14 protein-coding genes and 1 tRNA gene are annotated in these 19,759 nt (G+C 69.3%); 10 read left to right on the forward strand and 5 right to left on the reverse strand.

Translation table 11 applies throughout. The features are described from left to right. Positions 1–93 precede the first annotated feature (93 nt). Positions 94–1,854 carry a lytic murein transglycosylase gene (locus ACGF8B_RS13770; protein WP_392737738.1) on the reverse strand — a complete coding sequence of 587 codons (1,761 nt, stop codon included), beginning with the start codon at positions 1,852–1,854 and terminating at the stop codon, positions 94–96. A gap of 186 nt (positions 1,855–2,040) precedes the next feature. Between ACGF8B_RS13770 and ACGF8B_RS13775 the strand changes: the two genes are divergently transcribed. Beyond that, complete coding sequence (locus ACGF8B_RS13775) at positions 2,041–2,880, forward strand: DUF4184 family protein (RefSeq protein ID WP_392737740.1); 840 nt, start codon at positions 2,041–2,043, stop codon at positions 2,878–2,880. 179 nt (positions 2,881–3,059) lie between these two features. Here ACGF8B_RS13775 and ACGF8B_RS13780 read toward each other — a convergent pair whose 3' ends face one another. Continuing rightward, complete coding sequence (locus ACGF8B_RS13780; protein WP_392737742.1) at positions 3,060–4,154, reverse strand: hypothetical protein; 1,095 nt, start codon at positions 4,152–4,154, stop codon at positions 3,060–3,062. A gap of 308 nt (positions 4,155–4,462) precedes the next feature. Beyond that, positions 4,463–7,174, reverse strand: coding sequence for a DNA polymerase I (polA, locus tag ACGF8B_RS13785; RefSeq protein WP_392737744.1), 2,712 nt, complete (start codon positions 7,172–7,174; stop codon positions 4,463–4,465). Positions 7,175–7,329: 155 nt separating this feature from the next. Between polA and ACGF8B_RS13790 the strand changes: the two genes are divergently transcribed. The 7 genes from ACGF8B_RS13790 to ACGF8B_RS13820 all read left to right on the forward strand — a co-directional run bounded on the left by ACGF8B_RS13790 (position 7,330) and on the right by ACGF8B_RS13820 (position 16,487). Next, entirely contained in the window at positions 7,330–9,606 is a 2,277-nt protein-coding gene (locus ACGF8B_RS13790; RefSeq protein ID WP_392737746.1) for an FdhF/YdeP family oxidoreductase, read from the forward strand. Positions 9,607–9,717: 111 nt separating this feature from the next. Then, positions 9,718–10,188, forward strand: a complete 471-nt coding sequence (locus ACGF8B_RS13795; RefSeq protein ID WP_392737748.1) for a PaaI family thioesterase — start codon at positions 9,718–9,720, stop codon at positions 10,186–10,188. A 648-nt stretch (positions 10,189–10,836) separates the two neighbouring features. Beyond that, positions 10,837–12,054: a branched-chain amino acid ABC transporter substrate-binding protein gene (locus tag ACGF8B_RS13800; protein WP_342283400.1), complete on the forward strand. Its 1,218-nt coding sequence runs from the start codon at positions 10,837–10,839 to the stop codon at positions 12,052–12,054. Positions 12,055–12,155: 101 nt separating this feature from the next. Continuing rightward, entirely contained in the window at positions 12,156–13,085 is a 930-nt protein-coding gene (locus ACGF8B_RS13805) for a branched-chain amino acid ABC transporter permease (protein ID WP_124718262.1), read from the forward strand. A gap of 5 nt (positions 13,086–13,090) precedes the next feature. Continuing rightward, positions 13,091–14,881, forward strand: a complete 1,791-nt coding sequence (locus ACGF8B_RS13810; protein ID WP_392737751.1) for a branched-chain amino acid ABC transporter permease — start codon at positions 13,091–13,093, stop codon at positions 14,879–14,881. A 5-nt stretch (positions 14,882–14,886) separates the two neighbouring features. Beyond that, complete coding sequence (locus ACGF8B_RS13815) at positions 14,887–15,774, forward strand: ABC transporter ATP-binding protein (protein ID WP_392738344.1); 888 nt, start codon at positions 14,887–14,889, stop codon at positions 15,772–15,774. Then, positions 15,771–16,487 (forward strand): ABC transporter ATP-binding protein, encoded by a 717-nt coding sequence (locus ACGF8B_RS13820; RefSeq protein WP_392737753.1) that lies wholly within the window; start codon positions 15,771–15,773, stop codon positions 16,485–16,487. The genes ACGF8B_RS13815 and ACGF8B_RS13820 overlap by 4 nt, the downstream gene beginning before the upstream one ends. A 65-nt stretch (positions 16,488–16,552) precedes the next feature. On the opposite strand, the gene ACGF8B_RS13825 is transcribed toward ACGF8B_RS13820, so the two are convergent. After that, a complete protein-coding gene (locus tag ACGF8B_RS13825; RefSeq protein ID WP_124718259.1) occupies positions 16,553–17,203 on the reverse strand; it encodes an ANTAR domain-containing response regulator in 651 nt (216 codons plus the stop codon). Positions 17,204–17,303: 100 nt separating this feature from the next. Between ACGF8B_RS13825 and ACGF8B_RS13830 the strand changes: the two genes are divergently transcribed. Together ACGF8B_RS13830 and ACGF8B_RS13835 are read left to right on the forward strand one after the other, a co-directional pair. Beyond that, positions 17,304–17,376 (forward strand) — tRNA-Leu (locus ACGF8B_RS13830). A 110-nt stretch (positions 17,377–17,486) separates the two neighbouring features. Continuing rightward, entirely contained in the window at positions 17,487–18,266 is a 780-nt protein-coding gene (locus ACGF8B_RS13835) for a helix-turn-helix domain-containing protein (protein WP_392737755.1), read from the forward strand. An 8-nt stretch (positions 18,267–18,274) separates the two neighbouring features. Here the strand turns inward: ACGF8B_RS13835 and pyk are convergent, their stop codons facing one another. Next, on the reverse strand, positions 18,275–19,708 hold the full coding sequence (pyk, locus tag ACGF8B_RS13840; protein ID WP_392737757.1) for a pyruvate kinase: 1,434 nt from the start codon (positions 19,706–19,708) through the stop codon (positions 18,275–18,277). Positions 19,709–19,759 lie beyond the last annotated feature (51 nt).

Below are 19,759 nucleotides of genomic sequence, written 5' to 3' on the forward strand. Positions count from 1 at the left end.
CCGTAGCAACGCGGGCGCGAGATGAGAACACGTGGAACAGCCCCTCTGCCGGGTGGTGGCAAAGGGGCTGCTCCGACGCGCGGGGGAACGGGGTCAGGCGGTGGGCGTCCCGGAGGGCTCGGGCGTCCTCGACGGTTCGGGGGTCTTCGACGGCTCGGGTGTTCCGGAGGGTTCGGGCGTCCCGGTGGGGTCGGGCGTCCCGGTGGGAGCGGCCGGCTCGACCTTCAGCTCGATGACGACCGTGGCGCCGCCCTCGGTGGTGAGGCGCAGCTTGTAGGTGCCCGCGGTGCCGTCGGCGTGGATCTCGGGCAGCTTCAGGGTGCCGTCGGCGCCGGTCTTCAGGTCCGTGAGGGTACGGACCGTCTTGTCGTCGGCGTCCTTGAAGTAGGGGCCCTTGTCGTTCTCGACCGGCTTCTCATCGTCGGTGATCATGGTGGCGGTGACGGCGACACCCGCCGCGATCGCGCCCTTGTAGGTGGCCTTGACCTCGACGGTGTCGGCGAACTCGGTGCCGGCCTCCGTGGTCAGCGCCTTCTCGTCGGTCCTGGCGATCTTGTCGGCCGGGCGGCCGGTGACCGTCGCGCGGTAGCCGACGGCGGGCAGCGAGCGGCCGGTGGCGACGGCCCGCACCGTGAACTTCCCGGCCTTCTCGCCGGCCTTCAGGACCGGGGCGGTGACCGTGCCGTCGGCGCCGGTCCGGAGGGTGACCGTCTTCTTCCCGCCGTCGAAGGCGGCGTCGGTGTCACCGGCGACGGTGAAGGTCACGGACACCTTGGCGAGCGGGCCGCCGAGCTTGTTCTTGGCCCGGACCTTGATCCGCTCGGCGAAGGCGTCGCCCGCGGTGGCCGTCAGCGGGCCGGTACCGGCGTTCTCCACGCCCGCGAGGGTCTCGGCCGGCTCGGTGGGCGGCTTCGGCTCCGGGGTCGGCTCGGTCGATCCGCCGTCGCCCGGCTTCGAGGGGCCGGGGGCCGGCTTGCCGGGCCCGGACGGCGACGGCGAGGGGCTCGGCCTGCCGGGGTCGCGGTCCGTACCGCCGCCGAGGCCGGGCGGGACGGTGCCCGTTCCGTCGGGGATCTCGTGGGTGCCGCGCTTGTAGTAGTCGAACCACGAGCGGACGGTACGCAGATAGGCGTCCGAGTGGTTGTAGCTCAGGACCGCCCGGTCGAGGTCCGCGGCGAGGGACAGGTCGCGGGAGCCGGCGCAGAGGTAGCGGCCGGCGGCGAGCGCCGCGTCGTAGATGTTGTTGGGGTCCTTGCGGCCGTCGCCGTTGCCGTCCTGGCCCCAGGTCGCCCAGGTGGACGGGATGAACTGCATCGGGCCGACGGCACGGTCGTGGGTCGAGTCCCCGTCGTACGCCCCGTTGTCGGTGTCCTTGATCATGGCGAAGCCCCGGCCGTCCAGGACCGGGCCGAGGATCGGTGAGAACGTGGTGCCGTTCGCGTCGACCCGGCCGCCGCGGGCCTGGCCGGACTCGACCTTGCCGATCGCGGCGAGCAGTTGCCAGGGCAGCCGGCAGGCGGCGTCGCTGCCGGCGACGGTCTGCTCGGCCTTCTTGTACGCGGCCAGGATCGAGGCCGGGATGCCGGATTCCGCGCTGCCGGTGACGGGCGGATTCGTGGACGTGCCGGGTTTGTCGGGGGTGTTCAGCGGCGGCAGGTCCGTGTAGTACGGCGAGTTGCCGGTGGCCGCGCTGTCGTCGGGCGGCGGTGTCGACCCGGTGGCCTGCGGGTCGTCGCTCCCGGTGACCAGCGTGGCACCCGGGGCCCCCGAGGCGGAGAGCGCCGCCACGGCGACGGCGGCCACAGCGGTGGTGGTCGCCCCCTTGCGAAGCCGGCGACCGAATTGCGCTGCCATACCTCTGGCCCCTCCCCTTCGTCGACAGTCCGCGCTCCCCAGCGACAGGACTCAGGCGACCCTACGGCAACATGTGCCGTCGGGACACTGCGTACTGACCGGTTCTTACCTGTTTTTCACGTTCCCGACGGGAAGTTGTACGGCGGGGGTCGGAGGGGCTCGCACGACTCACGCATACTTGCCGCCATGCCCTTCACACTCAGTCATGCCGCCGCCGTACTGCCGGGTATGCGGCGGGACGGGACGGCGCGTGGAGGGCTGTTCGCCTCGGCCCTGGTCGCGGGTTCATTCGCCCCCGACATGACGTACTACGCGGACACCGCGATCCCCGGCGCCATGGAGTTCGGGCAGGTCACCCACTCGGTGTGGGGTGTATTCACCGTCGATGTGCTGATCACCGCGGCCGTGGTGGCGCTGTGGCTGCTGCTGCGCGAACCCCTGGTGGCGCTGCTGCCGGCGGACTGGCAGGGGCGGGTGCACGCGTTCATCCGGGGACGGCGCGGTGCGTGGGGGGTCCGGGAGGCCGTCGGGTTCGTGGGGTCGGCGATGATCGGGGCCGCCACGCATGTCGTCTGGGACGCCTTCACCCATCACGACCGGTGGGGTGTGCGCCTGGTGCCGGTGCTCGACGGGAGCGTCGGCGGATTCCCGGTGTTCCAACTGGTGCAGTACGGCAGTTCCGCGGTGGCCCTGGCCGTGCTCGCCCGGTTCACCGCCTCGGGGCTGCGCGCCACCGGGGCCCGCCCGCTCCCGCTGTCGGTGCCGGTGCTGGACCGGCGGGGGCGGTGGGCGGCGGGGGCGCTGCTGAGCGTCTGCGCACTGCTCGGCATCGTCCACCGGTGCGCGCGCTGGTACGCGTACTTCGGGCACATCGACACCCCGCTCGACATCATCCCGACCGCCTGCTTCGGCGCCGGGGCGGGCCTGGCGGTGGGCCTGGTGCTGTACGGGGTGTGGATGCGGCTGCGGACGCGACGACCGCGTCCGGCCGCCCCCGTGGCCGAGGCCGTGTCCGTAGAGCCCTGATCCGGGCGAGGGGCCCTGAGGGCTGTCCCGCAATTCCTGGTGGAACAGCGTGCGGCGTCGGATGCGGTGCATCGCAAGGCGGAGGGACGTCCACATACTGGGTGTATGTGGACGTTCCGACAACGCGGCGAGGTGCCGTAGCTGTCGTCGCACGCCCGCCAGGAATTGCGGGACAGCCCTCAGGAGCGGGTGGCGGTCGCGCAGTTGCCGCCCGTGACCCTCGTGCCGTTGCTCGTGTCGATCGGCTTGCTGCGGTCGTACGGATCGACGCGACGGGCCTTGTCGGTGGCCTGCTCGTCGTCCGTACCGAAGGGCGGCACGAAGTAGCCGGTCGGGGCGGAGCAGCCGCCGTTGGTCAGGTCGAGCGTGTACGAGACGAGGGTCAGCGTGCCCGGTTCGGTGATGATCCTGGCCGGGTCGTCCCAGCTCATCACCACCTGGCGCCGCACGATCGTACGGACGACCTCGTCGTCCCGCCCGCCGTCTCCCGCCGGGGTGACCGGGTACACGAAGGTGACGTCCGCCGTCACCTCGACCGCCCCCTTCCTCCCCTCCCGGTACGTGAGCCGACCTCGGGTCCTGACCACGTCGCCGACCAGTCGGGACTGCTCCGGCCGGAAGCGGCTGAACAACAGCAGCGGGTCGGTCCTGCCGCTGGGCGCCTTGGACGACAGGGCGGTACGGAGATACTCCTGGACGTCCTCCTGGTGCGGGTTCAGCAGCGCGATCGCCTTCGTGGGCCGCTCACCGCGCAGCACCCGGGAGTCGAGCCCCGCGGCCACCAGGAAGTCCCGGCTCCGGCGCAGTGCCCGCTCGACCTGGGCGGTGTCCATCCAGCCGGTCGCCTCGGCCGGCGGCACCGTGATCCCTGCCGCTCCGTCGGCCCAGCGGGCGGCGGGCGAACCCCGGAACGGTTCGGCGAGGGTGGGGCGCAGATCCGGCTCGGTGCCGGGAGCCTCCCGCGGGCGCTCCGACTCGGCGGCCTGCGGCGCCCCGTCCTGCCCGCCGTCGTCGCCACCGCCGAACCAGCCGAGGACCTGCTGCGGGAAGAGCGTCACGACCAGGAGGGCCACGACAGCCACCAGCCCGGTCACGTACCAGCCCGTCCTGCGCCGGGGCCGGGCCGGAGTGTACGTACGCCAGCCCTCCGGCTCCCCGGGGCGCTCCCGCTGCCGCCGCTCCACTTCACGGGCGCGCGCCGACGGCTCCGTGGGAGCCCCGGGCGCACCCGTCACCGATTCGCGGAGGAACCGCTCCCACTCCTCATCGGACACGGACGACTCGTCCTGCCCCCCAGCCCCGCTCACACCGCGCTCCCGTCCTCGCTCGATCGCTCGATGCCCGGTGGGCCCGTCGTCCGGCCTTCCGGTCGGCCGACAGTGCACCGGTCCATCGAAAGTCGGTCATATGATCGCATGGTCAAGTCGGTTGCCTGTCAGGGACGGTGAGTGGCTGTCAGGTCGCCGCACTGTCCCCGGGCACGGGCGCGGCGTGTGACGTTCCGACGGCACAGCCCGGGGTCCGGACACGCGTACGGGCCCGGGGGCAGCACGCCCCGGGCCCGTCCGGCACCTCCGGCAGGTCAGTGCGCCGCGGACTCCCAGTCCGCGCCGACGCCCACCGAGACGTCCAGCGGGGCGCGCAACTGCACGGCCGTGGACATCTCGTGGCGCAGGATCTCCTCGACCCGCTCCCGCTCGCCCCCGGCGATCTCCAGCACGATTTCGTCATGGACCTGGAGCAGCATCCGGGACTTCAGCTTCGCCTCGGTCAGCGCCCGGTCGACCTGGAGCATGGCCACCTTGACGATGTCCGCGGCCGTGCCCTGGATCGGTGCGTTGAGCGCCATCCGCTCGGCCATCTCGCGGCGCTGGCGGTTGTCGCTGTTGAGGTCGGGGAGGTAACGGCGGCGGCCGAAGGCCGTCTCCGTGTAACCGGTGGCCCGCGCCTCCTCCACCACCCGGTGCAGATAGTCCCGCACCCCGCCGAACCGCTCGAAGTAGGTGTCCATCAGACCGCGCGCCTCGCCGGCCTCGATGTTCAGCTGCTGGGAGAGGCCGAACGCGGAGAGCCCGTACGCGAGTCCGTAACTCATGGCCTTGATCTTGCGGCGCATCTCCGGGTCCACGGCCGGCTTGTCGACGCCGAAGACCTGCGAGGCGACCGTGGTGTGCAGGTCCTCGCCGGAGGTGAACGCCTCGATCAGGCCCTCGTCCTCGGAGAGATGCGCCATCACCCGCAGCTCGATCTGGCTGTAGTCGGCGGTCATCAGCGTCTCGAAGCCCTCGCCGACGACGAAGCCGCGGCGGATGGCCCGGCCCTCGTCCGTACGGACCGGGATGTTCTGCAGGTTGGGGTCGGTGGAGGAGAGCCGGCCCGTCGCCGCCACGGTCTGGTTGAACGTGGTGTGGATCCGGCCGTCCGCCGCGATCGTCTTGACCAGACCCTCGACGGTGACCCGCAGCTTGGCCTGCTCGCGGTGGCGCAGCATGATCACCGGCAGCTCGTGCTCGGTCTGCGCGGCGAGCCAGGCCAGCGCGTCGGCGTCCGTGGTGTACCCGGTCTTGGTCTTCTTCGTCTTCGGCAGGCCCAGCTCGCCGAAGAGGACCTCCTGGAGCTGCTTGGGCGATCCGAGGTTGAACTCGCGGCCGACCGCGGCGTGCGCCTCCTTCACCGCCTGCTGCACCGCACCGGCGAACTGCTGCTCCATGCCTTCCAGATGGGCCCGGTCGGCGGCGATGCCGTGCCGCTCCAGACGGGCCAGCAGCGCGGACGTCGGCAGCTCCATGCCGTGCAGCAGCTCGGCCGCGCCGACCTCCGCCAGCCGCGTGGTGAACGCGTCGCCCAGGTCCAGGACCGCGCGGGCCTGCGCCATCAGGGACTCGGCCTCGGCCTGGTCGTCCGCGCCGAAGGCCAGCTGCCCGTCGGACGCGGCGGCGGGGGTCAGCTCGCGGCCCAGGTACTCCACCGCCAGCGCGTCCAGCGCGAAGGAACGACGGCCGGGCTTGACCAGATAGGCGGCCAGCGCGGTGTCCATCGTGACGCCCTCGACCTGCCAGCCGTGCTCGGGGAAGACCCGCATGGCGCTCTTCGCGTTGTGCATGACCTTGGGCCGGTCCGCGTCGGCGATCCACGCGGCGAACGCCTGCTCGTCGCCCTCGTCGATCGCGGCCGGGTCGAACCACGCCGCCGCACCGTCCGCCGCGGCCAGCGCGACCTCGGTGACCGCGCCGGAGCCCAGCGCCCAGGTGTCGACGGTGGCCACACCGAGCGGCTGCCCGCCGTGCCCGGCGAGCCACGGCGCGAGCTCGCCCGCGCCCAGCACCGCACCGTCCAGCTCGATGCCCGCGGCGGGCGCCGGGGCCTCGTCCTCGGCCGCGCCCGGGTCGACGGCCAGCAGCCGCTCGCGCAGGCTCGGGTTGCGGATCTCCAGGACGTCCAGCACACCGGTCACCGCCGTGCGGTCGTACGGGGCGCGCTCCAGGTCCTGGGGGGTCTTCGGCAGCTCCACGTCGCGGACCATCTCGGTCAGCCTGCGGTTCAGCCGCACCGCGTCCAGGTGGTCCCGGAAATTCTGACCGGCCTTGCCCTTGACCTCCTCGGCCCGCTCGACCAGCTCGGCGAACGAACCGAACTGGTTGATCCACTTCGCGGCGGTCTTCTCACCGACGCCGGGGATGCCCGGGAGGTTGTCCGACGGGTCGCCGCGCAGCGCCGCGAAGTCCGGGTACTGCTGCGGCGTGAGCCCGTACTTCTCCTCGACCTTGGCCGGGGTGAACCGGGTCAGCTCCGAGACGCCCTTGGTCGGGTACAGCACCGTGACGTTGTCCGTGATCAGCTGGAACGAGTCCCGGTCACCGGTGACGATCAGCACCTCGAAGCCGGCCGCCTCGGCCTGGGTGGCCAGCGTGGCGATGACGTCGTCCGCCTCGAAGCCGTCGACCGCGAAACGGTCCGCGTGCATCGCGTCCAGCAGCTCGCCGATCAGCTCGACCTGCCCCTTGAACTCGTCCGGGGTCTTCGAGCGGTTCGCCTTGTACTCCGGGAACTCCTGGGAGCGCCAGGTCTTGCGGGAGACGTCGAACGCCACCGCGAAATGCGTCGGCGCCTCGTCACGCAGTGTGTTCGCGAGCATCGACGCGAAGCCGTACACCGCGTTCGTCGGCTGCCCCGACCCTGTCGTGAAATTCTCCGCAGGCAGCGCAAAGAACGCCCGGTACGCCAGGGAGTGCCCGTCCATCAGGAGCAGGCGCGGTCGGTTGTCTGCCGTCTTCTTCGATGCCGTCTCAGCCACGCCCCCGATCCTGCCACGGACCACTGACATTCCCGACCGACCCGGCTCGGCGCCCGCCCTGTCCGTGCCGCGTGACAGGATCGCGGGAGGAACACGGACAGCACCGATGCGCACAGCACACCGCCCAGGTCCACCGGCCCGAAGGGGAGCACGCAATGGCCACCAAACCGCCCACGGGGGACCCGGTCCAGGACGCCCCGCAGGTCGAGCCCGCCCAGCACTCGGCCGCCGGGCTGCCCGCCGTCGGCCACAGCCTGCTCATGGCCCGGCAGCAGATGGGCGTGCGGCGCACCGCGCAGACCCTCCTCAAGGTCAACCAGAAGAACGGCTTCGACTGCCCCGGCTGCGCCTGGCCCGAGGGCGACAAGCGGCACACCGCGGAATTCTGCGAGAACGGCGCCAAGGCCGTCGCCGAGGAGGCGACGCTGCGCCGGGTCACCCCCGGCTTCTTCGCCGCGCACCCGGTCGCCGACCTCGCCGCCCGCAGCGGGTACTGGCTGGGCCAGCAGGGCCGGATCACCCAGCCCATGTACCTCCCCGAGGGTGCCGACCGGTACGAGGCGGTGACCTGGGAGCGCGCCTTCGGCATCATCGCCGAGGAGCTGCGCGCGCTCGGCTCCCCCGACGAGGCGCTCTTCTACACCTCGGGCCGCACCAGTAACGAGGCCGCGTTCCTGCTCCAGCTGTTCGCCCGCGAATTCGGCACCAACAACCTCCCCGACTGCTCCAACATGTGCCACGAGTCCTCCGGCTCCGCCCTGACGGAGACCATCGGCATCGGCAAGGGCAGCGTCTCCCTGGAGGACCTCCACCGGGCGGACCTGATCATCGTCGCCGGGCAGAACCCCGGCACGAACCACCCGCGGATGCTCTCCGCCCTGGAGAAGGCCAAGTCGGCCGGCGCGAAGATCATTTCGGTGAATCCGCTCCCCGAGGCCGGCCTGGAGCGGTTCAAGAACCCGCAGACCCCGCTCGGCATGATCAGGGGCGCCGCGCTCAACGACCTCTTCCTGCAGATCCGGATCGGCGGCGACCAGGCCCTCTTCCGCCTCCTCAACAGGATGATCCTGGAGACCGACGGCGCCGTCGACGAGACCTTCGTACGGGAGCACACCCACGGCTACGAGGAGTTCGCCGCCACCGCCCGCGAGGCCGACTGGGCACAGACCCTCGCCGCCACCGGCCTCGACCGCGGGACCATCGAGGAGGCCCTGGCCATGGTCCTCGCCTCGAAGCGCACCATCGTCTGCTGGGCCATGGGCCTCACCCAGCACAAGCACTCCGTGCCGACCATCCGCGAAGTCGTCAACTTCCTGCTGCTGCGCGGCAACATCGGCCGCGCCGGCGCCGGGGTCTGCCCCGTCCGGGGCCACTCCAACGTGCAGGGCGACCGCACCATGGGCATCTTCGAGCGCCCCGCCCCCGCCTTCCTCGACGCCCTCGACGCGGAGTTCAAGATCACCTCGCCGCGCCACCACGGCTACGACGTCGTCCGCTCCATCCGGGCCCTGCGCGACGGCGACGCCAAGGTCTTCTTCGCCATGGGCGGCAACTTCGTCTCGGCCACCCCCGACACGGACGTCACCGAGGCCGCGATGCGCCGCGCCCGCCTCACCGTCCACGTCTCCACCAAGCTCAACCGCTCGCACGCGGTGACCGGCACCCGCGCGCTGATCCTGCCGACACTGGGCCGCACCGACAAGGACGTCCAGGCGAGCGGCAAGCAGTTCGTCACCGTCGAGGACTCCATGAGCATGGTCCACGCCTCGCGCGGCAACCTCACCCCCGCGAGCCCCCACCTGCTCTCCGAGCCCGCCATCGTCGCCCGCCTCGCCCGTGCCGTGCTCGGCCCCGCGTCACACACCCCGTGGGAGGAGTTCGAGAAGGACTACGCCACGATCCGCGACCGCATCTCCCGCGTCGTCCCCGGCTTCGAGGACTTCAACACCCGCGTCGCGCGCCCCGGCGGCTTCACCCTCCCGCACGCCCCGCGCGACGAACGCCGCTTCCCCACCGCGACCGGCAAGGCCAACTTCACCGCCGCCCCCGTCGAGTACCCCGAACTCCCCGAAGGCAGACTGCTGTTGCAGACCCTGCGCTCCCACGACCAGTACAACACCACCATCTACGGCCTCGACGACCGCTACCGCGGTATCAAGGGCGGCCGCCGGGTCGTCCTGGTCAACCCCGACGACGCCCGCGCCCTCGGCCTGGCCGACGGGACGTACACCGACCTCGTCAGCGAATGGAAGGACGGCGTGGAGCGCCGCGCCCCCGGCTTCCGGGTCGTCCACTACCCCACCGCCCGGGGCTGCGCCGCCGCCTACTACCCGGAGACCAATGTGCTGGTCCCCCTCGACTCCACCGCCGACACCAGCAACACCCCGGCCAGCAAGTCCGTCGTCGTCCGCTTCGAGAACACCACCGCATGACCGGCCCGTGTGACCTGCCCGACAGGCCCTAAGCGTCCGCTCAGCCGTCTGATAAGAACGATGCACACAGCAATGAAGCAGTGACCATCGCAGACGATCGGAGCCGGACCCATGGGCGAGCACACCGCACCCAAGTTCCCCCAGGAGATCATCGACGAGTACGCCGCCCTCGGCGTCGACCTGCCCGCGCTCTTCTCCGCCGGCCACCTCGGCGAACGCATGGGCGTCACCATCGTCGAGGCCTCCGCGGAGCGCGTCGTGGGCACCATGCCCGTCGAGGGCAACACCCAGCCCTACGGACTGCTGCACGGCGGCGCCTCCGCCGTGCTCGCCGAGACCCTCGGCTCCATCGGCTCCATGCTCCACGGCGGCGCCGGCAAGCTCGCCGTGGGTGTCGACCTGAACTGCACCCACCACCGCGGCGTGCGCAGCGGACTCGTCACCGGTGTCGCCACCCCCGTGCACCGCGGCCGCTCCACCGCCACCTACGAGATCGCCATCACCGACGAACAGGACAAGCGGGTCTGCACCGCACGCCTCACCTGCATGCTCCGTGACACCCCCCGTCCCGACGCCGCCTGACGGTCCGGAACACACCGCACAACACACCGCGGCACCACTGCCCGGCCGGAACACAATCCGGCCGGGCAGCGCCATATCCGCACACAACAACGGCCACCACAACATGAGTTGGCAATCAAATGCGCCAACTCCCTTGACCAGAACTCGCGTTGTGTGGCCAACTCGGCATCCCACGCACACCACACCGCGTCGATCACATCCGCCCCGGTGTGACACTGCGTAACCATCACCCGGTCCGCGGACACCACCACACGGACCCGGCAGCCCGGCCGCGAAGCCGCCGGGCACCTCGCCGCGCCCACCCGCGCCGCACCCCTCCCCACCTCGTGCGACAGCAGCATGATCGGCTCAAGCCCCTTAGCAGAGCTGCAAGTTCTCAGAATGCGGTCACTTCACGGTCCGGTAAAAAGCCGTACATGTCCGCACAGCCACCTCAAGCCTTCCTCAACGGCATAACAAGACAGTCACATCCTGCGGCTGAGTCATCCCCGACCCCCACACCTGCGCCTAGAGTCACCGCCAGTCACCGCGCCGCCGGGCGCGTCTACAGCACGGCCCTGTACCACCCAGTACGGCCCGGCGAACGACACGGCACCTCAAGCAGAGGAGGCCGCGCCAGGGAAAGGACCTTTCGTGCGACACCGTTCTTTGCTCATACTCACCACCGTGCTCACGACCGGAGCACTGACCCTCACCGCCTGCGGGTCGCGCGACGACAGCAAGAAGGGCGGCGACAGCGGCGGCACCCAGACCGTCGTCATCGGCGTCGACGCGCCGATCACCGGCGACCTGTCCGCCCTCGGCCTCGGCATCAAGAACTCCGCCGACCTCGCCGCCAAGACGGCCAACAAGGAAAACACCGTCCCCGGCATCAAATTCGAGGTCAAGCCCCTCGACGACCAGGCACAGCCCTCGGTCGGCCAGCAGAACGCCCAGAAGTTCATCGACGACGACACCGTTGTCGGCGTCGTCGGCCCCCTGAACTCCGGCGTCTCCCAGTCGATGCAGAAGCCGCTCAACGACGCCAACCTCACCCAGGTCTCCCCCGCCAACACCGGCACCGAGCTCACCCAGGGCGAGAATTGGAAGACCGGCGACAAGAAGCGCCCCTTCAAGACCTACTTCCGCACCGCCACCACGGACCAGATCCAGGGCGCCTTCGCAGCGAAGTACCTCTACAACAACGCGAAGATCAAGCAGGTCTACCTCATCGACGACCAGAAGCCCTACGGCGCCGGTCTCGCCGCGTCCTTCAAGAACACCTTCACCACCCTCGGCGGCAAGATCGTCGGCTCCGACCACGTCAACCCCGACGACCGCGACTTCAACGCCGTCGTCACCAAGGTCAAGAAGTCCGGCGCCAAGGCCGTCTACTACGGCGGCGAGTACCCCGCCGGCGCACCCCTGAGCCAGCAGCTCAAGGACAGCTTCCAGGTCCCGCTCATGGGCGGCGACGGCATGTACAGCGCCGACTTCATCAAGCTGAACAAGAAGGCCCAGGGCGACATCGCCACCTCCGTCGGCAAGCCCGTCGAAGAGCTCGACTCGGCCAAGGCCTTCATCGCGAACTACAAGGCGGCCGGATACAAGGACGCCTACGAGGCGTACGGCGGCGGCACCTACGACGCCACCTGGTCGATCATCGAAGCCGTCAAGATCGCCGTTGCCGACAACGGCGGCAAGCTCCCCAGCGGCGACGACGCCCGCACCAAGGTCCTCGCGGCCATGGCCAAGGTCAAGTTCGACGGCGTCACCGGCCCCGTCTCCTTCGACGAATACGGCGACACCACCAACACCATGATGACCGCCTACCAGGTCGACGGCGGCAAGTGGACCTCCAAGCTCAGCGAGGCCTACAAGCCGTAACAAGCTCCCGGGCCACGCCCTGACCCACACCAGACCGCGCGGGAGCGCCACCAGCGCCCCCGCGCGGTGCCATATCCGAACCACTCCACGGAGGCCCTGCGGTGAACGAACTGCCGCAACAGCTGGCCAATGGACTCATCCTCGGCGCGATGTACGGACTCATCGCGATCGGCTACACGATGGTCTACGGAATCATCCAGCTCATCAACTTCGCCCACGGCGAGATCTTCATGATCGGAGGCTTCGGAGCTCTCACCGTGTACCTCTGGATGCCGGCCGGTGTCTCCCTCCTCGCGATCATCCCCCTCATGATCATCGGCGGCGTCATATGCTCCGTCGCCGTCAGCACGGCCGCCGAACGCTTCGCGTACCGACCACTGCGCACCGCCCCCCGGCTGGCCCCGCTGATCACCGCGATCGGACTCTCGCTCGCACTCCAGCAAGCCATCTGGAAGTGGTACCCCGACGCCAAGAAGGACCGCTCCTTCCCCCAGTTCAAGGGCGAAGCGATCGACATCTTCGGCGCCCACATCCAGCGCGGTGACCTCTTCGTCCTCATCACCGCACCCATCTGCATGCTCGCCCTCGGGCTCTTCGTCTCCAAGACCCGCTCCGGCCGCGGCATGCAGGCCACCAGCCAGGACCCCGACACCGCCAAGCTCATGGGCATCAACACCGACCGCATCATCGTCATGGCCTTCGCCATCGGTGCCGCGTTCGCCGCCGTCGCCGCCGTCGCCTACGGGCTCAAGAACGGCCAGATCGGCTTCAAAATGGGCTTCATCATGGGCCTCAAGGCCTTCACCGCAGCCGTACTCGGCGGCATCGGCAACATCTACGGAGCCATGCTCGGCGGCGTCGTACTCGGCATCGCCGAATCCCTCGCCACCGGCTACATGAGCAACGTCCCCGGCATGGACCTCTTCGGCGGCGGCGCCTGGAAGGACGTATGGGCCTTCGTCCTCCTCATCATCGTCCTGCTGCTCCGTCCCCAGGGACTGCTCGGCGAACGCGTCGCGGATCGGGCGTGATACGGATGACCACCAACCACACCACCGCACCCGGCCCCGCGTTCCTGCCGATCCCCCCGGCCGCGGCCCGCATCGGCACCGTCACCGGCTCCGCCGTCGCACTGGCCGGCACCTTCCTCGCCTGGACCTGGACCGACGAATTCCCCGGCGACCTCACCGTCACCGGCTACCCCGGCGGCCTCCAGGTCCTCACCCTCATCAGCGCCGCACTCACCCTGCTGCTCACGCTGTCCGGATACGGCATCCGAGGCCTGCGCTGGCTCACCCCCGGCGGCACCAACAGCCCCGTCCGCCTCCTGGCCCTAGGCACCCTCGGCACCACCGGCTACACCATCGGCGCCATCGCCTACGACCTCGGCGGCATCGTCAACCTGGAACCCGGCGCCTGGGTCAGCGGCATCGGCGCCCTCCTCACCACCGTCGCCGCACTCGGCCTCCCCGGCGACCAGCCGCTCGACGGAACCGCGACCACCGCCTGGCAGCGCTTCCGCAACAGCCTCGGCGCCCCCCACGCCCCCCGCGCCAAGGCACTCCCCTCCTGGGCCGAAATCCTCATCATCGTCGCCGCGTTCGGCATCGGCCTCTACGTCTTCGCCTACGGCATCGACACCGACTACACCGAACTCTTCATCGGCTTCCTCATCACCGTCGGCTTCGCCTTCACCGCACTCCACCGGGCCGGACTCGTCTCCCGCCTCACCGCGCTGACCTCGAAGCACCGCAACATCACACTCGCCGCCGCCCTCGTCGCAGCCGTCTGCTTCCCCTTCACCCAGCAGAAGGAGGAGTTCGCGCTCATCGGCGCCAACATCCTCATCTTCGGCACGGTGGCACTCGGCCTCAACGTCGTCGTCGGCCTCGCCGGCCTGCTCGACCTCGGATACGTCGCCTTCCTCGGCGTCGGCGCCTACGCCGCCGCCCTGGTCTCCGGCTCCACCATGTCCGCGATCGGCGTCGAATTCCCCTTCTGGGCCGCCGTCCTCACCGGCGCCGGAGCCTCACTCGTCTTCGGCGTACTCATCGGCGCACCCACCCTGCGACTGCGCGGCGACTACCTCGCCATCGTCACGCTCGGCTTCGGTGAAATCTTCCGCCTCACCGTGAATAACCTCAACGGCAACAGCGGACCCGACCTCACCAACGGCTCCCAGGGCATCCCCAGCATCCCCGACCTCAACTTCTTCGGATTCGACTTCGGGCTCAAGCACAACATCCTCGGCTTCGACCTCGGCAGGTCCTCCAACTACTACCTGCTGATGCTCGTCTTCACCGCCGTCGTCGTGCTCGTCTTCCGCCGCTCCGGAGAATCCCGCATCGGCCGCGCCTGGGTCGCCATCCGCGAGGACGAAACCGCAGCCACCGCCATGGGCATCAACGCCTTCCGCCTCAAGCTGCTCGCCTTCGCCCTCGGCGCCACCCTCGCCGGACTCGCCGGAACCGTCCAGGCACACGTCAACTACACCGTGACGCCCGAGCAGTACCAGTTCGCCGGCTCCGTGCCCCCCAACTCCGCGTTCCTCCTCGCCGCCGTCATCCTCGGCGGCATGGGAACCCTCAGCGGCCCCCTGGTCGGCGCCGCGATGCTCTACCTCATCCCGGCGAAGCTGCAGTTCATGCAGGAATACCAGCTCTTCCTCTTCGGCATCGCACTCATCCTCCTGATGCGCCTGCGCCCCGAAGGACTCGTCGCCGACCGCCGCAAACAACTCGAATTCCACGAGAACGACCAGCCCGACGTACCCGAACCGCGACAGTCCGAAGAGACCGCCGCCGGCATCGCCAAGGCGGGGGCGTGACCACCATGACCACCACCACGACAACCGCCACCACCGTCCTCGACGCCAACGGCGTGACCATGCGCTTCGGCGGCCTCACCGCCGTACGCAATGTCGACCTCACCGTCAACGCGGGCGAGATCGTCGGCCTCATCGGCCCCAACGGCGCCGGCAAGACCACCTTCTTCAACTGCCTCACCGGCCTGTACGTCCCCACCGAGGGCAAGGTCAGCTACAAGGGCACCGTCCTGCCGCCCAAGCCCCACCTCGTCACGCAGGCAGGCATCGCCCGCACCTTCCAGAACATCCGGCTCTTCGCCAACATGTCCGTCCTGGAGAACGTCCTCGTCGGACGCCACACCAGGACCAAGGAGGGCCTCTGGTCCGCCCTCCTGCGCCTGCCCGGCTTCGCCAGGGCGGAGCAGGCCAGCCGCGAACGGGCCATGGAACTCCTGGAGTTCATCGGCCTCGCCGACAAGGCCGACCACCTCGCGCGCAACCTCCCCTACGGAGACCAGCGCAAGCTGGAGATCGCCCGCGCACTGGCCAGCGACCCCGGACTCCTGCTCCTCGACGAGCCCACCGCCGGCATGAACCCGCAGGAAACCCGCGTCACCGAAGAGCTCATCTTCGCCATCCGCGACCAGGGCATCGCCGTCCTCGTCATCGAGCACGACATGCGGTTCATCTTCAACCTCTGCGACCGCGTCGCCTGCCTCGTCCAGGGCGAAAAACTCGTCGAAGGCTCCCCCGACACCGTCCAGAGCGACGAACGCGTCGTCGCCGCCTACCTCGGCACCCCCTTCGAAGGCGCCCCCGGCGCCGAAGAGGCCGCCGAGGTCGAAGCGGCCGAAGCCGAAGCCGGCACCGCGAAGACAACCACCACCAGCACCGAGGAGGAGGACACCCGATGACCGCACTTCTGGAGGTCGAGGACCTCCGCGTCGCCTACGGCAAGATCGAAGCCGTCAAGGGCATCTCCTTCACCGTCGAGGCCGGCCAGGTCGTCACCCTCATCGGCACCAACGGCGCCGGCAAGACCACCACCCTGCGCACCCTCTCCGGCCTGCTCAGGCCGGTCGGCGGCCGCATCGTCTTCGACGGCAAGCCGCTCACCGACGTACCCGCCCACAAGGTCGTCGCCCTGGGCCTCGCGCACTCCCCCGAGGGACGCCACATCTTCCCCCGGCTCACCATCACCGAGAACCTCCAGCTCGGCGCCTACCTCCGCAACGACAAGGCAGGCATCGAGAAGGACATCCAGCGCGCCTACGAACTCTTCCCCATCCTCGGGGAACGCCGGAAGCAGGCAGCCGGAACCCTCTCGGGCGGCGAACAGCAGATGCTCGCCATGGGCAGGGCCCTCATGTGCCGGCCCAAGCTCCTGATGCTCGACGAGCCCTCGATGGGCCTCTCGCCGATCATGATGCAGAAGATCATGGCGACCATCGTCGAGCTGAAGGCCCAGGGCACCACCATCCTGCTCGTGGAACAGAACGCCCAGGCGGCGCTCTCCCTCGCGGACCAGGGCCACGTCATGGAGGTTGGCAAGATCGTCCTCTCCGGCACCGGCCCGGACCTCCTCCACGACGAGTCCGTCCGCAAGGCGTACCTCGGCGAGGACTGACACACAACGGAAAGGCCCGCGCCCCGGACATCCGGGACGCGGGCCTTCCTCGTACTCACCTACGCCTACTCGGCCGCCTTCTTCTTCTCCTCGGCGTCCTCGATCAACGCCTCGGCCAACTGCTGCATCGACAGCCGCCGGTCCATCGACGTCTTCTGGATCCACCGGAACGCGGCCGGCTCGGAAAGCCCGTAATCCGTCTGCAGAATACTCTTCGCCCGGTCGACCAGCTTCCGCGTCTCCAGCCGCTGCGCGAGATCCGCCACCTCGGTCTCCAGCGCCTTCAGCTCCGCGAACCGCGACACCGCCATCTCGATGGCCGGCACCACGTCGCTCTTGCTGAACGGCTTCACCAGATACGCCATCGCCCCGGCGTCCCGGGCCCGCTCGACGAGATCGCGCTGCGAGAACGCGGTGAGCATCAGGACCGGCGCGATGGACTCCTCGGCGATCTTCTCGGCGGCGGAGATCCCGTCCAGAACCGGCATCTTCACATCGAGGATCACCAGATCCGGCCGGTGCTCCCGCGCCAGCTCGACGGCCCGCTGCCCGTCCCCGGCCTCGCCGACGACCGCGTAGCCCTCTTCCTCCAGCATCTCTTTGAGATCGAGACGGATGAGCGCCTCGTCCTCGGCGATGACGACGCGGGTCGTCAGCGGCGGAACGTGCGACTTGTCGTCGTCTGCGGCGGGCTGGGGCGACTCGGGCGTGGTCACGGGGCTCCTTTTTTCAAGGCAGGTGCTGCTACCTGAGCCTACCTAGCTCCTGTATGTTTGAGTCACAGCGGGCCTACGCTAACCTTTGATGCTAAGGCCAGCCCTGGTAGTCCAGCGGAAGAGACACGGTGCTCAAACCACCGACAGCGTGGGTTCGAATCCCACCCAGGGCACTTTACCTTTGATTCCAAGGACCGACGTCACTTCGTGATCTTCACTCCTGTCGGTGAACGCGTCTTCGAATCCGGGACGCATCGGCGAGGGCCGCACAAGACTCCGCCACATGGAACAGCACAATCCATCGATACGTGACGAAGCACTTGCCCTCTTGCGGGGCGGCAACACCAATCGAGCGGTTGCAGAACTCCTCAATGTCCCTCGTGGAACTGTCGGCTGGTGGCTGCACCAGGATCGCAAGCGCCGCGGCGTGCGATACGAGCAGCCCACCGACTGCCCGTCATGTACCGGGCGAGACTTCGACCGCATCGCGTACGCGTATCTGCTGGGCCTCTACCTCGGAGACGGCCACATCATCTCCAAGCCCAAACAGCACCACCTGTCAATCTTCTGCGGTGATACATGGCCCGGCCTGATCGATGAGGCAGAGTCGGCAATGCGCAAGGTGATGCCCTTGCCACGTACCGGGCGGCGGCAAAGAAACGGGTGCGTCGAGATCAAGTCCTTCACGAAGCACTGGACATGCCTCTTCCCCCAGCACGGCCCCGGCAAGAAGCACGAACGTCCCATCGTTCTGGCCTCCTGGCAGCAGGAGCTCGTCGACGCCCATCCCTGGGACTTCGTCCGTGGACTCATCCACTCCGACGGCTGCCGGAACATGAACTGGACCACCAGGGTGGTCGGGGGTGTGAAGAAGCGCTACGAGTATCCGCGGTACTGGTTCACCAATGTCTCGGACGACATCCGGCAGCTCTACACCGACACCCTGGACAAGCTCGGCATCGAGTGGAAGCACTGCACCCGCGCCGGAAAACACTACAACATCTCCGTCGCCCGACGGGCGTCCGTCGCGCTGATGGACGCCCACGTCGGGCCGAAGTACTGACGACCGGCCTACTCGGGGCTGTCGTCCTCGCCGATGTGGTGCACCCGCACCAGGTTCGTCGAGCCGGGGACACCGGGCGGGGAGCCGGCCGTGATGACCACGACGTCGCCCTTCTCGCAGCGGCCGATCTTCAGCAGCTCCTCGTCGACCTGGGCGACCATCGCGTCCGTCGAGTCCACGTGCGGGCCGAGGAAGGTCTCGACGCCCCAGGTCAGGTTCAGCTGGGAGCGGGTGGCCGGGTCCGGGGTGAAGGCGAGAAGCGGGATGGGTGAGCGGTAGCGGGACAGGCGCCGGACCGTGTCACCGCTCTGGGTGAAGGCGACCAGGAACTTCGCGCCGAGGAAGTCGCCCATCTCGGCCGCCGCGCGGGCCACCGCGCCGCCCTGGGTGCGGGGCTTGTTGCGGTCGGTCAGCGGCGGGAGGCCCTTGGTGAGGATGTCCTCCTCGGCGGCCTCGACGATGCGGGACATCGTGCGGACCGTCTCCACGGGGTACTTGCCCACACTGGTCTCGCCGGAGAGCATCACCGCGTCCGTGCCGTCGATGACGGCGTTGGCGACGTCGGAGGCCTCGGCGCGGGTGGGGCGGGAGTTGTCGATCATCGAGTCGAGCATCTGGGTGGCGACGATGACCGGCTTGGCGTTGCGCCTGGCGAGTTTGATCGCGCGCTTCTGGACGATCGGCACCTGTTCCAGGGGCATTTCGACGCCGAGGTCGCCGCGGGCGACCATGATGCCGTCGAAGGCGGCGACGATGCCGTCGATGTTCTCGACGGCCTGGGGCTTCTCCACCTTGGCGATGACGGGGAGGCGGCGGCCCTCCTCGTCCATGATGCGGTGGACGTCCTCGATGTCGCGTCCGCTGCGCACGAAGGAGAGGGCGATGATGTCGGCGCCGGTGCGCAGGGCCCAGCGGAGGTCTTCGATGTCCTTCTCGGAGAGTGCGGGGACGGAGACGGCGACGCCGGGGAGGTTGAGGCCCTTGTGGTCGGAGACCATGCCGCCCTCGATGACGGTGGTGCGGACGCGGGGGCCGTCGACTTCGGTGACTTCGAGGGTGACGCGGCCGTCGTCGACGAGGATGCGTTCGCCGGGGGTGACGTCGTCGGCGAGGCCGTCGTAGGTGGTGCCGCAGGTGTGGCGGTCGCCTTCGACGGGTTCGACGGTGATGGTGAAGCTGTCGCCGCGTTCAAGGAGTACGGGGCCTTCGCGGAAGCGTCCGAGACGGATCTTCGGGCCTTGAAGGTCGGCGAGGATGCCGACGCTGTGGCCGATCTCGTCGGATGCCTTGCGCACGCGGTGGTAGCGCTCTTCGTGTTCGGCGTAGGTGCCGTGGCTGAGGTTGAGGCGGGCGATGTCCATTCCCGCTTCGACCAATGCCTTGATCTGGTCGTATGTGTCGACGGCGGGGCCCAGGGTACAAACGATTTTTGCTCGGCGCATGGTTCGACCCTAGACCTTACCTACGGGTAGTTATTCAGCGTGCCGTGACCG

The organism is Streptomyces sp. NPDC047917, from assembly GCF_043204345.1.
GTDB classification, from domain to species: domain Bacteria; phylum Actinomycetota; class Actinomycetes; order Streptomycetales; family Streptomycetaceae; genus Streptomyces; species Streptomyces sanglieri.